The organism is Vicinamibacterales bacterium (assembly GCA_041659285.1).
Classification (GTDB): Bacteria; Acidobacteriota; Vicinamibacteria; order Vicinamibacterales; family UBA2999; genus 12-FULL-67-14b.
The window spans coordinates 115,635-128,031 of record JBAZYO010000008.1; the positions used below are offsets into that span (position 1 = coordinate 115,635).

The window sequence follows — 12,397 nt, forward strand, 5'->3', positions numbered from 1 at the left end:
GTACGCTCGCACGAGCAATCGGAACCAGCGCTCGGCGAAGACAATGACGGCAGGGTCTTTCGTCACCGCGTCTCTTTGGCGAGCAGTCCGCTCAACCGCGCTGCGCGCATCAGTGTCATCATCCGCTGGGCCTCGGCGCGGGCGAGGCGCAGACCCGTATCGGTGATGCGATAGTAGTTACGGCGCTCGTCACCCGCGTCCGGCGCCGGGCGGCGCGCCGCGGACTCGATCAATCGGTGTTCGACCATCCGCGCTAGCGCGCGGTACATGGTGCCGACGTCGGGGACAGCGGTCTCGCCGCGTTCCTGGATGTCTAGAATGATCCCGTAGCCGTGCCGCTCGCCGGCCGCGAGGCTGATCAAGATATGAAACTCGACGGCGCGAAGGGCGGCGCCCCGGTCTTTATCCATGTAAGGCCTTCTCTGTATGCGTCGCGCATATATATGCACGCCGCATGCATTCGTGTCAATCGATGTTGCGGTTTTTCAGTCTTGAGCAGACTCTGGTACGGCCATCTGCAGTGCGATACGTCGCTCAGGCATCGCTGAGGGCGTCGGTGGAATTGATCTTGAGCGCGCGCCGCGCGGGTTCGACGCAGGCAAGTCCCGCCCCAGCGACGCCTGACTTGCGGGACACCCGCCACCTTCACGCCGCTGTCACCAGCCAGTTGCGAAAATCGTCACCAAACACCCAGCCATCTCAGTTTCAGAAACCCGGTTGGCCGTCGTTGGCTCCGCGCGACAGTAGTAATGAATATGCCTCTGTTCTTTGTTAGTGGGCGTGCCGAGACCCCGTCCTTTACCAAGCGCTAGGCGCCTCGATCTGGTTCAAACCGGGCCGGAAGGTAGAATCGGGACCGAGCCGACGAAGAGCTGCCGCTCAACGGACCGTTGCGGCACCGAAGAACGCCGGGCCGACGATGAGCGACGGCCGGCCCCACGTCCGACGCCCCTACATCGACCAGGTCGTCTTCGGGCTCCCCGCCCGCTGCGCGTTGGATTCCGCGTTCACCACGAACTCCACCCGCCCGACCGTCAGCTTGTCGCCATCGCTCAACGTGGCCTTGATCACCTTGCGGCCGTTTACGAACGTGCCGTTGGTGCTGCCCAGGTCTTCGAGCTCGAGCTCGTTGGCTTCGCTCAGGGTGAAGCGGCAGTGCACGCGCGACACCAGGGCGGCGTCCACGACGAAGTCGGCGCGTGGCGCGCGGCCCATGGTCTTCAACGTGCCGGGCAGCAGGCGAAACGTCAGTTCAACGTCGGCAGGGTCGATGGATTGAAGGGTCCACATGATCGGATGTGGGCTTCAGTGTAAACGACACCGGCCGACTTGTGGTACAAGCTCGAGTAGGCTCGCTCGCCACCTTCAGTGACACCGACCGCCTTACTCACCGACCGGCTTCCCATAACCAGGCCGGTAGTTCTTGTGGCACGAGGTGCAGGACTCCATGAGCTGATCGCTGAGGGCCACGATCCCCTCGACGTTCCTGGCCTTGACCGCTTTCACGGCGGCGGCGCCGGCGTCGAGCATCAGCTTGGCGTCGGTCATCCACTGCTTCCGGTCGCGGGCGCGGCCGGGCAGCATCAGCAGGTTGGCCGACTCGGCGACCATGAGGGCCTGGCCCTCGAGCACCGTCCATTCGGCATCGGTCTTCGGCGTCCGCGACTCGATGTAAAACAGCGCGTCGGAGGCCGGGTAGATGATCTTCACCATGAGGTCGCTCATGGAGCCGACATTGCGAGTCGGCGGGCGATCCGCCGCCGGCTGTTTGGTCGCCGGCTGCCCAGGCGCCGCCGGCGCCTGCGCCAACACTGTTGCGCCAACCAGGAGCACAAGGGCCAGGGTCTTCATGCGGCGGAAGTCTAGCACCATGACCGGAGTGGACAAATACGTGGCCAACGTGCCACGCAGGCCCCACTTGAATTAATATCCGGCGTGCATATGGAGGCTCGCATGTCCCGACGGTTGCTCTCGGTCTTGATCGCGTTCGGCTGCCTGACATCCGGTTCCGTCCGGGCGCAGGTCCCGGCGCCACCGCCCGCCGCGCCGGCCGCGGTGACGGCCAACGATTACACCGACGACAAGTCGTGGCTGTGCCGGCCCGGCCGAAAGGGCGACGCCTGCGACATCGACCTGACGACAACGGTGATCGCGGCTGACGGAACGATGACGCGCGAGACGTGGGCGGCCGACCCGAAGGCGCCGGTTGACTGCTTCTACGTCTATCCCACGATCTCCACCGACCTCACCGACAACAGCGACATGACCGCCGACCCGGCGGAGCTCAACGTGGTGGCGCAGCAATTCGCGCGGTTCGCCTCCAAGTGCCGTCCCTTTGCCCCGCTCTACCGGCAGCTCACGCTCGCCGGCCTGCGCAAGCAGCTGACCGGTCCCCGCTTCGCGTTCGAAAAGGGCCTGCAGTACGACGATGTCCGCGACGCGTGGCGTTCGTACCTGCAGCGCGACAACCAGGGCCGCGGCGTGGTGCTGATCAGCCACTCGCAAGGCTCGTTCATCCTGACGGAGTTGTTGCGCCAGGAGGTTGAAGGCAAGCCGGTTCAGAAGCAGCTCGTCTCGGCGCTGATCCTCGGCGCCACGCTCGAGGTGCCGGCCGGCAAGGACGTGGGCGGCGCGCTCAAGGTGATTCCGCTGTGCCGCAAGCCGGGACAAATCGGGTGCGTCGTGAACTATTCAGCGTTCCGATCCGACGTGCTGCCGCCCGCCAACTCGCGCTTCGGCAAGGCCACCAACACCGGCATGTCCGGCTCGTGCACCAACCCCGCCACGCTGGGTGAGGGCAGCGCGCCGCTCCGGGCTTACCTGTCGGCGTCGGGCCGCACGATCACCGGAACCACCGCCGCGGCGCCGTGGGCCGCCGGAAAGACCGTGGACACGCCATTCGTGAGCGTGCCAGGGTTGCTGACCGCGAAATGCGCGGCCAACGAACACGCGACCTACCTGGAGATCACAGTGCACGGCGACCCGGCCGACCCTCGCGTCGATGACATCGTCGGCGATCTCGGCATGCGGGCCAAGCCGTTGGCGGATTGGGGTCTGCACCTGGTGGACGTCAATCTCGCCATCGGCAACCTGCTCGACCTCGTCGGCCAGCAGACCAAGGCGTATCTGGCACGACGATGACGACTCGCAACAAGGCCGCGGTTGGCCTGACCCTGGTATCCCTCGCCCTGTTGATCCCGGGGCTCGCGCAGCCGGCGCTTACGATCGTGGCGTCGATTCCCATCTTCAACAAGCCAACGGAGATCTACCGCCAGACCCAGAACGTCGTACAGGCCGTGCGCAGCCTGTATGAATCGGGCAACTACTTCGTCTCGGGCCTGGTGCTGCTGTTCAGCATCATCGTGCCGTTCATCAAGGCCGCGCTGCTGGGCGTGATTCTCGCCGCCAAGTCTCCGGCCACGAGGTATCGGCTCTACCTGTTCGTGCGATCGATCAGCAAGTGGGCAATGGCCGACGTGTTCGCCGTCGGTGTGTTCATCGCATTCCTGGCGGCGAAGGCCACCGACAACCTCGACGCGGTCGTCGGCTCAGGCTTCTACTTCTTCGTGTCGTACTGCCTGGTGTCGAACCTGGCGTTCCAGTTCCTGGAAGTGCCGCCGCCCGACCAGGCGCCGACCACCATCGTGACGCCTTAACAGGAGTCCAGGAGTTAACAGGAGTTCTAGTCTCCTGTTACTTCTTCGTCTCGTAGTACTGCTTGTACATTCCCCGCCGGAAGATGAACCCGCCGAGGGGGCCCAGCCAATCGAGCACGTAGTGCATGTAGCCGAGGTCCATCAGCTCGATCAGGTTGCCGTCGCAGTCTTTCGCGAAGAAGAACGTGTGGCCGCGCGGCGACTTCTCGGGCTTCGACACCACTTCCACGCCCTTGCCGACCAGGTAGTCGTACCACTTCTGCGTGTTGCGGACGTTGAGGCTGAAGTGGGTGAGGCCGACCTTGTTCCACGGCCCCGGCACCAGCGGCTGCTGCGGCTGGAATTCGAAGATCTCGAGCACGGCGCCGCCCGGCACGCGGATCCAGCCGATCTTGCAACTCGGGGCGGGAGCGTCCACCCCGAAGAAACTCCGCACGCGGTCCGGCGGCGTGTCGGACACCCCGACGAGCGGGCAGCCGAAGACATCCCAGTAGAAACGGACAAAGGTGTTGAAGTCCCGGACCGTGATGCCGACGTGGCTGAACGAGCGCGCTTTCATGCCTCCTATTATCTCGTCTGTGCCTTCAGATTGGTACGGACTAGCTGCCGGCGCAGCGCGACACGAGCCTGGCCCAGTCCTCCGGATTCGACCGCACCCAGGTGGTGAGCAGATCGACGGCCGCGCGATCCTGGACCACGGTGCCGATCGGCGGCATCTGGGAGGACGGCCGCCGCGAGCGGACGCGTTGGACCAGGGCACTCAATTCCGGCTTGCCAGGATTGATCACGCGCGACTCGTCCGGGCTGGCAGGGACCACCCAGTGGCCCTTCTTGCCGACGGTGGTCGCGAGCGCGGGCGAGCATTCCGCGGCTGTTGCCGCGCTCTGCTTCAGGAACAGGCCGAGCGACGCGATCGTGCTCTCCTGGTTGTGGCAGCTGCCGCAGTTGGTTGACAGGTAGCCAAGTGCGGCGCGCGCTTGCGGCGTGCCGGCCTCGATGCGCGGCGGCGCGGTCATCAACTCGGTGCGCCGCGGGTGGATCAGGCTTTCGCCCACCAGCGTGCGCAGCGTGACCATGTCGGCCGTCAACGGATCGGCGTGAAGGGCGTTGGGGTCGCGGTCGGTCGAGAGCTGCAGGGCGTTGAAGCCGAGGATCTCAGTGCGCGACGAGTCGTGGCACGAACGGCACTCCGTCACCGACGGGATGCTGTGGCGCTTGCCGGGCGCGACCTCGGCGACGTCCGGCCGGCCCGCCTCGGGCACCAGCTCGGCGTCGGTCTGTGCGGTATTCCAAGCGTACGAGGCGAACACCCAGTTGCCTTCGCTCACTTTCCACAAGAACCGCGTTTCCACTTTATGTCCGTCAAATTCAAACTCCTTCCAGAAACGTGTGCCGACCGGGAAATTCCAGCGGTCAACGTTGCTGACGTCGATGCGCGAGCCGGCCGGCAGTTGGACCCATCGCCGCTTGCCGGCGCCGTCACTCCAGAGCGGGTACTGCGGTGCGAAGGCGCGGTTGCGAACGTCCACAACGCGCGTGCTACCGCCCGCATACAGCCCGGTCTGGGACAGCAGACGCGGCGCCACCGGCGCCGGCGTCTCGGTGTGAGAGAGACCGGGTGCCCCCATGAGCGCCACGAGTGCGCCCGCAAACAGCCATCGCGATTTCATGACAACTCTCCGGCGCCACTAAAGTGGCGCCCTACTGGCGGCCCTCGGGCGGATCGATGGGCTGCGGAACGCGGTTCTTCATCGGCGGCACCGACTGCAGGTAGGCGAACATGCTCGCGATGTCTTCATCGCTCAACTTGGCGAGATTGAAGTACGGCATGGGCGGCAGCAGCGCGCGGCCCTTGCCGCGATCCTTGCCGGTCTTCATGGTCGCGATGAACTGCTCGAGCGTCCAGTCGCCGAGTCCGGTCTCCTTGTCGGGCGTGAGGTTCATGGTGTAGCTGACGCCCCAGGGGCCGGCCCACGCGGTCATGGTGGCGGCCGCCGTTGCCATCCACGGTCCGGGCGGTAGCGCGGGCGCCGGCGGCATCACCATCTGTTCCGGGTGGCCCGACAGTGCGCGCGTCATGTCCATCTCTGGGCCCTTGGGTCCCATCTTCCAAGGCGTGTGGCAGTCGTGGCAGCCCATGACGTCCACGAGATACTTGCCGCGAGCGACCGTCGAGGCATTCGCGGGATTCTGTGCGGTGGCGGTCGCGCCCACGGTGGTGGTGGCCAGCACGCTGGTCAGGATGACTGCGGCGGCCATAAGGACGGTGGTCAGGATGAAGTCGGTCTTTTTCATGTGTGTTTCTCTCTCCACACACCTTTGACGGCGGGCCGGCGCCGCGGAACCCTAACCCCTCATTAGCAGATTCTTAAGAAAATCCTAACGGGCTATACTCGGTGGTCTTCACCCCATGATTGACGTGGTTTTGGCCGAATTTCTTCAATCTGGCTTGGGCATCCATTTCGGAACGCGCAACGAGCGGCTGGAGCCCAGTGGATGCCGAGTCACCGCCGTCAAGGTCGAAGACGATGGCCGGCACCTGGTGGCATACGTGCCGAAGGCGGCCTTTCCGCAGGTGTTCGAGAACCTGCGCACCAACGGTCGCGCCGCGGTCTCTTTTGCCCGCCCGGCCGACGATCGGGCCGTCCAGGTCAAGGGCCTGATGCTCTTCTCGTGGGATGCGACGCCGCCTGAAGAGGCGTTCGCGCGCGCGCAGTGGGCCGGCTTTCTCGGTCAGCTCGACACCATTGGCCTGCCCGGCGCCGCGACCACCTCGTGGAAGGTGTTTCCGTGCGTGGCCGTCCGCATCAAGGTCACGGCCGTGTTCAACCAGACCCCGGGCCCCGACGCTGGAGCCGCGCTGTCATGAGCCTCGGCCTCGAGCAGCTCACCTCGTGCTTTCAGGGCATCATCCCGGCGATGCTCTACACGTGCGCCCGGGACGGCACGCCCAACGCCGCGTACTTGAGCCACGTCGAATACGTCGATCCCACGCACGTCGCGCTCTCGTTCCAGTTCTTCAACAAGAGCCGCCGCAACATCGAGGAGAACCCGCACGCCGTCGTGCACGTGGGCGACCCGGACACCGCGCAGGGCTGGGCGCTGCGCCTGACCTACGAGCGATCGCAGACGTCGGGGCCGATCTTCGATCGGATGTTCTGGCGCATCGAGGCGATCGCCTCGTACTGCGGGATGAAGGGCGTCTTCAAGCTGCTCGCCGCCGACATCTACAAGGTGGAGTCGGTCGAACGGGTCCCCGAAGAGGACGGCCAGACCGACCGCTCGGCCCCGCCCCTGCGCGCCCGGCCGCCGGACCCGGTGTTCACGATGAAGGCGCTGCAGGATCTGTCGATGCAGATCAACACTGCCGAGAGCCTGGAGCACCTGCTCGATTCGATCGTCGTCGGGCTCAAGCAGCATTTCAACTTCAGCCATTCGATGATCGCGCTGACCGGCGAGAAGCCGGACACGCTCGTCATGATCGCGAGCCGTGGCTACCAGGAGGGCGGCGCCGGCGCGGAGGTCCACTACGGCGAGGGCATCATCGGCCTGGTCGCTGAAGCGAAGAAGCCGATCCGCATCTCCGGGCTGCTGCGCGGCATGTTGCACGCCCACGCGGCGAGGCGGCGCGCCGAAGAGAAGGGCTGGTGTTCCGACGACCGCCGGGTGCCGCTGCCCGGGCTCGAGAACCCGTCCAGCCAGCTGGGCGTGCCGCTGATGGTGCGCGGGGAACTGATCGGCGTGCTCTGCATCGAGAGCGAAACGCCCTATCGCTTTCACGAGGAAGACAAGACCTCGATCGAGTTGCTCGGGTCGTACCTGGCCATCGCGATCCAGAACATGCAACTTCGGGAGCAGGAAGACGCGCCCGCAGGGACCGGTGTTGAGGTGCCTGTAGGGCCGCACTTTAGTGCGGCCGTTGAGCCGCGCGTCGCAAAGCGCGAAGTGGCGTACTACAGGGGCGAAGAAGTCGTCATGCTCGATGGCGAGTATCTGATCCGCAGCCTCCCGGCGCGCATCCTCTGGAAGCTGCTGCAAGCGTACCAGCAGGACGGCCGCGCCGAATTCACCAACCGCGAGCTGCGGCTCGACAAGTCGCTCAACCTGCCCGACTTCAAGGACAACCTCGAGACGCGCCTGCTGCTCCTGCGGCGGCGCCTCGACCAGAAGGGCGGCGACCTCCGCCTGGTGCCGAGAGGGCGAGGCCGCTTCGCCCTTGAAGTAGCCGGCGAGGTGGAGCTGGTGGAACGAGACTGACGCGGTGAACCCTTCGCGAACAGCGAGGGGTATGATCCGCGCATGACTCACCGCCATCCCCTGGTTGTCGCCGCGCTGGTCACCCTCCTCGGCATCGCGGCCGCGTGCCGGGCGACGCCGGAGACGCCGGCGCCGGGTGGCTCGATCGATTCGGATCTCCTCGATGTCACGGTGCCTGGGCTGCACCGCCTCTACTCAGAGAGGAAATACACCGTGACGCAGGTCGTGCAGTGGCACCTCGATCGCATCGATCGCTACAACGGCGTCTACGGCGCAATCGAAACGGTGTTTCGCAGCGAGGCCCTCGCCGAGGCCGCGCGCCAGGATGCCGATGCCGCGATGGGCGGCGGCACGCGAGGGCCGCTGTGGGGCGTGCCGATCGTGATCAAGGCGAACACCTCGATCAAGGGACAGGTGACATCTGCCGGCTGGGCAGGCTTCACGCGCAAGGGCCACGAACTGGTGGCGCCGCAGGACGCCACGATCGTCGCCAAGTTCAAGGCCGCGGGCGCCATCATCGTCGGTCACACCAACATGCCCGACCTGGCGAACAGCGACACCAATCGCAGCAGCTCGTTCGGCCGGACCGGCAACGCCTACGACGTGCGCTTCTCGCCGGGAGGATCGTCCGGCGGCACCGTGACGGCGGTGGCCGCGAACATGGCGGTGCTGGGCAACGGCACCGACACCGGCAACTCGATTCGCATGCCGGCGGCCACCAGCGCGCTGGTGGGCGTGTTTCCGACGCGTGGCCTCGTGAGCATCGCCGGCATCGCCCCCCTGGATTGGTTGCTCGACAACACCGGACCCATTGCGCGCACGGCCACCGACGCCGCGATTGCGCTGGCGGTGATGGCCGGCGAGGATCCGCTCGACTCGCGGACCGTGGGCGCACCGGGCTCCGCGCAGCGAGCGCCTTTCGAGCCATATCTCAAGGCCGATGCGCTGACCGGCAAGCGGTTCGCCGTGCCGGCCTTCATCCTCGCCGGTGACGGCATTCCATTTCACGGCATTCCCGCGGATGTGCCCGCGGCTGAAGCGGAGAAGCTCCGCGTAGCCGCAAACATGGCGCTGCGGCCCGAGACCCGAGAGGCCTTCATGAAGGCGGTCGAGGCGCTGCGCGCAGCGGGTGCCGAAGTGGTGTTGGACGAGAGCATCTTGCCGGTGGGCTTCGCGAAGGCGGCGAGCCGCGTCGCCACCTACGCGTACATGGAGGACGGCACCAACCGCTTCCTCGCGGCATTCGGTCCAGCCTCGTATCACTCGGCGGCGGAGTATCTGAAGGCAGTTGGCGCACCGCTGTTCACCTCGTCGATTGGCACGGAGGACGGCTTCCGGAACATGGGCGGCGTCCGGATCACGCAACGGCCACTCGACGGCGATCGCGACGCCGAGCGCCTTTACCATGGGCCGCGGCGCGCGATGCTGTCGGCGTATCTCGAGCCGCTCGATCGCCTGAAGCTCGACGGCTACGTCTACCCGGCGATCCAGATGCCGCCGCCCGACGAGACCATGCCGCAGGACGGTGGCGTCAGCGGCGGGCCGCATTCGAACACCAGCTGGGTCAACATGATCGGCGTGCCCGCCGTCGTCGTTCCAGCGGGTTTCTACGCGAGCGGCCTGCCATTCGGCCTGGAGTTCTCGGCGCGCCCATGGACCGACGGCGATCTGCTGGCCATTGCCTATGCGTGGGAGCAGGCGACGCGCCTGCGCAGGCCGCCAACGCTGGTGGAGCAGGGGTTGCTCCCTGTGACGCCGGCGCGGGCATCGCGGCGCGACTGAGCCGTTCGCGCCCAGGCTAGCCCGGAGGTCGGCGCGTCAGCGGCGAGGGCCGTAGATCGGCAACGGTTGACCGGCTTCCAGCGCTCCGAGATCGGGCGCCTTCCCCGCAAATCCGTCGTTGATGTTCGGCAGCGCCACGCCGCGATCGATCGCCCTCGAGCTGGGCCGCAGGCGGAAGTCGAGGTCCTTGAAGTCGTATAGGCGCTGCACGCTCTTCGGATCTCGATCGAGCTTGGGCACCTTCACGAACACGTCGTAGTCGAGCGTGACGCTGTTCAGGTCCTGGCGGGTTGTCCTGATGTAATCCGTGAACGTCGCAAACCCTGGGGTGACGGCCCGGGCGGCCGCCGGACCTCGACCTGCAGCCGCGGCGGCTGGTGGTGCCGGGGCCACCAATGGCGCCACGTTCCACTGGAACGACACCGCGGCGCCTGGATTCGGCCGGAAGCCGTTGTAGTTCGACGAGCTGTAGCTGGTCATGGTGTTCACACTGAAGATGGCCGGCGCGGTGTCCTGGCCGAGCATCAGGTTGTTGCGCCAGTGGGCGTTCGCGGACGACCCCGCGCTGGTCTCGGTGGTCACCGTGTTGTGGTAGAAGAGCACCCCCGGCGACCCCGCCGTCATCCGGGTTGATCCGCCGGGTGCGTGGTAGACGATGTTGCGAATCCAGTAGATTGGCCCGCCGGCCGACGGCTGCGTCGACATCGGGTGCGACGCCGAGTTGATCAGCACGTTCCGCATGATGCGGATGTTGTGCATGCTGCCGTCCATCTCGATCGAGTTGTCGTGCGCATTGGTGATGTAGTTGTTGTAGATGTCAATCGACACCGGCCGCCGATCCCAGAACTCGCGCGGCGGATACTCCGGGCCTTCGTTGGCGTGCGAGCCGTCGGGCATGCCGTACATCTCGGTGTCGATGCCGTCGTGGAAATCCGCCACGTAGTTGTGCGCCACGACGTGGCCGGGGCCGTAGAGCCTGATCGCGGTGTACGACGCCATGACCGGCGGAAAGGTCGGCCCGTCGACGCCGTTGAACTGTTCCCAGAAGGCGCCGTTCCATCCCGTGAGGTGCCTGGAGTCGTTGCGGCCGAGGAACACGCTGTCGGCAATGTAGAAGTTGCTCGAGCCCGAGTAGTTCGAGAACACGCCCATGCCGACCTGTTCGAACCGGCAGTGCTTGACCGTCAGCCCTTTCGAGCCGGCGATGAACTGCGTGCCCGCCCAGATCGCGATGTCGGTGTTCCTGAAAGTGATGTCTTCGAAGTAGTTGTGGTCGGCGGCCTTGACGTTGAACAGGTTGAAGTTGCCGCGTCCGTCGATGACGACCTCGCCGTCGCCCGCCGCCTTGATCACGATCGGCTTCTCGGGCGTGCCGTCGGCGGTGAGGTAGTAGGTCCCTTCGAACGTGGTGGTGGCGTTGATGGTGGTCTGGTTGGCGTAGATCTCGTAGCGATACGCGTAGGTGCCGGCATGGACCAGGATGGTGTCGCCCGGCTTCACGCGCGGCCGTCCGCCCGGCGCGGTGTCGCCGGCGCCGCAGTAGTAGTTGTAGGCGCACATGATGCCGGTGAACGCCGGTTCGGTCTTGGCGCCAGTGTAGCCGACCGGATAGACGTGATAGACCTTGCCGCCCTCCTTCGCTGAAGCTTCTGAGGGTGAACCCTTCCAGGGCATCGGTTCGGGTCGAGTGCGGACGGTGACCGTCTTCGTCGCGTTCGCGGCCGGACCGCTGACGCCGTCCGGATCGGTGAGCACGAAGCGCGCCTCGTAGGCGGTGTCGGGCTCGAGGTCGAGGATGCTGCCGGCGAACATGTTCGGCGAGACCAGGTTGAACACGTTCGGTTGCGTCACCCGCTCACCTTGCAGCCGCAGCAGCGGCATGCCGGTCTTCCACGCGCCGTCCCCTGTCTTCCGGTACGACACGTCCACCTTCGCGTTGCGATTGGCATCGCCGTCGATCAGCCACTCGAAGCCCAGGTTGATCAGCGTCGGCGGATCGACGATGAACTCGCCGGGGGTGACCCCGGGAGTGGTCACCGCCGGCGGCGCCTGCTGGGCGGAACCGATGCCGCCGAGCAGGACTGCGAGGCACGCCGTGGCAATTCGATGCATGGCTGACATGGGGGGATTCTAGTTCCATCCAGCCTGCGCGGCGAAGCGGCGCGCCGAAGAGAAAGGCTGGTCTACCGGCCGGCCAGACGAACCGTCTTGTCGTCGCGCTCGCCATCGAAGTACGTGTCGAGCAACCGCTCGAACACCGACCCGGACGGCGACACCAACGCGAAGAGAGTTGCGCACGATCGCAGCTTGATGTCGTCCGGAAACCCGAACATCTCGGCGGCCGACCGGCCCTCGACGGCCAGGGCCGCCTCCGCACACTCCAGCAACCGCGGCCCGAGAACGGGATGACGCAGGTATGCTTCCGCTTCCGCGAGGCTCTTGATGGCGTAATGCCTGGCGGTCGCGCTCGATCCCAACCCGTCGTACTGCGGAAAGATGTACCACATCCAGTGCGACCGCTTCCGGCCGCTTCGAATCTCCGACAGCGCTTGCGCGTAGTCATCCGCTTGCGCCTGGACGAAACGACTCAGGAAATGGGGATCCGGCAACGTCACCTACGGGACCCTCTTTCCCTCCGCGTCGAACACCTGCAGCCGTCTGGTCCAAGTGGACGCGGTCATAGAGGATCCTTCGCGGTAAGA

At 65.9% G+C, this 12,397-nt stretch carries 13 protein-coding genes; 5 read left to right on the forward strand and 8 right to left on the reverse strand.

Features of this window, described 5'->3' with window-relative positions:
• Positions 1-62: 62 nt before the first annotated feature.
• The 3 genes from WC815_14645 to WC815_14655 form a co-directional block, all read right to left on the reverse strand.
• Positions 63-410 (reverse strand): helix-turn-helix transcriptional regulator, encoded by a 348-nt coding sequence (locus tag WC815_14645; GenBank protein MFA5910016.1) that lies wholly within the window; start codon positions 408-410, stop codon positions 63-65.
• Positions 411-951: 541 nt separating this feature from the next.
• Positions 952-1,290 (reverse strand): FHA domain-containing protein, encoded by a 339-nt coding sequence (locus tag WC815_14650; GenBank protein ID MFA5910017.1) that lies wholly within the window; start codon positions 1,288-1,290, stop codon positions 952-954.
• A 93-nt stretch (positions 1,291-1,383) separates the two neighbouring features.
• Entirely contained in the window at positions 1,384-1,851 is a 468-nt protein-coding gene (locus WC815_14655) for a hypothetical protein (protein ID MFA5910018.1), read from the reverse strand.
• 102 nt (positions 1,852-1,953) lie between these two features.
• Between WC815_14655 and WC815_14660 the strand changes: the two genes are divergently transcribed.
• Entirely contained in the window at positions 1,954-3,141 is a 1,188-nt protein-coding gene (locus tag WC815_14660) for a DUF3089 domain-containing protein (GenBank protein MFA5910019.1), read from the forward strand.
• Positions 3,138-3,656 carry a paraquat-inducible protein A gene (locus tag WC815_14665; GenBank protein MFA5910020.1) on the forward strand — a complete coding sequence of 173 codons (519 nt, stop codon included), beginning with the start codon at positions 3,138-3,140 and terminating at the stop codon, positions 3,654-3,656. Before WC815_14660 ends, WC815_14665 begins: the two co-directional genes overlap by 4 nt.
• 37 nt (positions 3,657-3,693) lie before the next feature.
• On the opposite strand, the gene WC815_14670 is transcribed toward WC815_14665, so the two are convergent.
• The 3 genes from WC815_14670 to WC815_14680 are packed head-to-tail and all read right to left on the reverse strand — an operon-like array spanning position 3,694 to position 5,951.
• A complete protein-coding gene (locus tag WC815_14670) occupies positions 3,694-4,215 on the reverse strand; it encodes a VOC family protein (protein MFA5910021.1) in 522 nt (173 codons plus the stop codon).
• A gap of 40 nt (positions 4,216-4,255) precedes the next feature.
• A complete protein-coding gene (locus WC815_14675) occupies positions 4,256-5,326 on the reverse strand; it encodes a hypothetical protein (GenBank protein ID MFA5910022.1) in 1,071 nt (356 codons plus the stop codon).
• Positions 5,327-5,357: 31 nt separating this feature from the next.
• The gene (locus WC815_14680; GenBank protein ID MFA5910023.1) at positions 5,358-5,951 is read right to left on the reverse strand and encodes a hypothetical protein; all 594 of its coding nucleotides are present in this window, start codon (positions 5,949-5,951) and stop codon (positions 5,358-5,360) included.
• A gap of 154 nt (positions 5,952-6,105) precedes the next feature.
• Between WC815_14680 and WC815_14685 the strand changes: the two genes are divergently transcribed.
• From WC815_14685 to WC815_14695, 3 genes are read left to right on the forward strand one after another with little or no spacing between them, the layout of a single operon-like run.
• Positions 6,106-6,525: a pyridoxamine 5'-phosphate oxidase family protein gene (locus WC815_14685; protein MFA5910024.1), complete on the forward strand. Its 420-nt coding sequence runs from the start codon at positions 6,106-6,108 to the stop codon at positions 6,523-6,525.
• The gene (locus WC815_14690) at positions 6,522-7,913 is read left to right on the forward strand and encodes a GAF domain-containing protein (protein ID MFA5910025.1); all 1,392 of its coding nucleotides are present in this window, start codon (positions 6,522-6,524) and stop codon (positions 7,911-7,913) included. The genes WC815_14685 and WC815_14690 overlap by 4 nt, the downstream gene beginning before the upstream one ends.
• Positions 7,914-7,955: 42 nt before the next feature.
• On the forward strand, positions 7,956-9,695 hold the full coding sequence (locus WC815_14695) for an amidase (protein ID MFA5910026.1): 1,740 nt from the start codon (positions 7,956-7,958) through the stop codon (positions 9,693-9,695).
• Between the two features lie 36 nt (positions 9,696-9,731).
• Here the strand turns inward: WC815_14695 and WC815_14700 are convergent, their stop codons facing one another.
• Both WC815_14700 and WC815_14705 read right to left on the reverse strand, forming a co-directional pair.
• Positions 9,732-11,816 carry a hypothetical protein gene (locus WC815_14700; GenBank protein MFA5910027.1) on the reverse strand — a complete coding sequence of 695 codons (2,085 nt, stop codon included), beginning with the start codon at positions 11,814-11,816 and terminating at the stop codon, positions 9,732-9,734.
• Between the two features lie 62 nt (positions 11,817-11,878).
• Positions 11,879-12,310 carry a DUF1810 domain-containing protein gene (locus WC815_14705; protein MFA5910028.1) on the reverse strand — a complete coding sequence of 144 codons (432 nt, stop codon included), beginning with the start codon at positions 12,308-12,310 and terminating at the stop codon, positions 11,879-11,881.
• Positions 12,311-12,397: the final 87 nt, after the last annotated feature.

Excerpts from the sequence above, each read along its gene's own strand:
- WC815_14670 (MFA5910021.1), bottom strand. The coding sequence starts at position 4,215 with ATGAAAGCGCGCTCGTTCAGCCACGTCGGCATCACGGTCCGGGACTTC.
- WC815_14680 (MFA5910023.1), bottom strand. The coding sequence starts at position 5,951 with ATGAAAAAGACCGACTTCATCCTGACCACCGTCCTTATGGCCGCCGCA.
- WC815_14665 (MFA5910020.1), top strand. The coding sequence starts at position 3,138 with ATGACGACTCGCAACAAGGCCGCGGTTGGCCTGACCCTGGTATCCCTC.
- WC815_14660 (MFA5910019.1), top strand. The coding sequence starts at position 1,954 with ATGTCCCGACGGTTGCTCTCGGTCTTGATCGCGTTCGGCTGCCTGACA.
- WC815_14675 (MFA5910022.1), bottom strand. The coding sequence starts at position 5,326 with ATGAAATCGCGATGGCTGTTTGCGGGCGCACTCGTGGCGCTCATGGGG.
- WC815_14700 (MFA5910027.1), bottom strand. The coding sequence starts at position 11,816 with ATGTCAGCCATGCATCGAATTGCCACGGCGTGCCTCGCAGTCCTGCTC.
- WC815_14690 (MFA5910025.1), top strand. The coding sequence starts at position 6,522 with ATGAGCCTCGGCCTCGAGCAGCTCACCTCGTGCTTTCAGGGCATCATC.
- WC815_14645 (MFA5910016.1), bottom strand. The coding sequence starts at position 410 with ATGGATAAAGACCGGGGCGCCGCCCTTCGCGCCGTCGAGTTTCATATC.
- WC815_14655 (MFA5910018.1), bottom strand. The coding sequence starts at position 1,851 with ATGAAGACCCTGGCCCTTGTGCTCCTGGTTGGCGCAACAGTGTTGGCG.
- WC815_14650 (MFA5910017.1), bottom strand. The coding sequence starts at position 1,290 with ATGTGGACCCTTCAATCCATCGACCCTGCCGACGTTGAACTGACGTTT.
- WC815_14695 (MFA5910026.1), top strand. The coding sequence starts at position 7,956 with ATGACTCACCGCCATCCCCTGGTTGTCGCCGCGCTGGTCACCCTCCTC.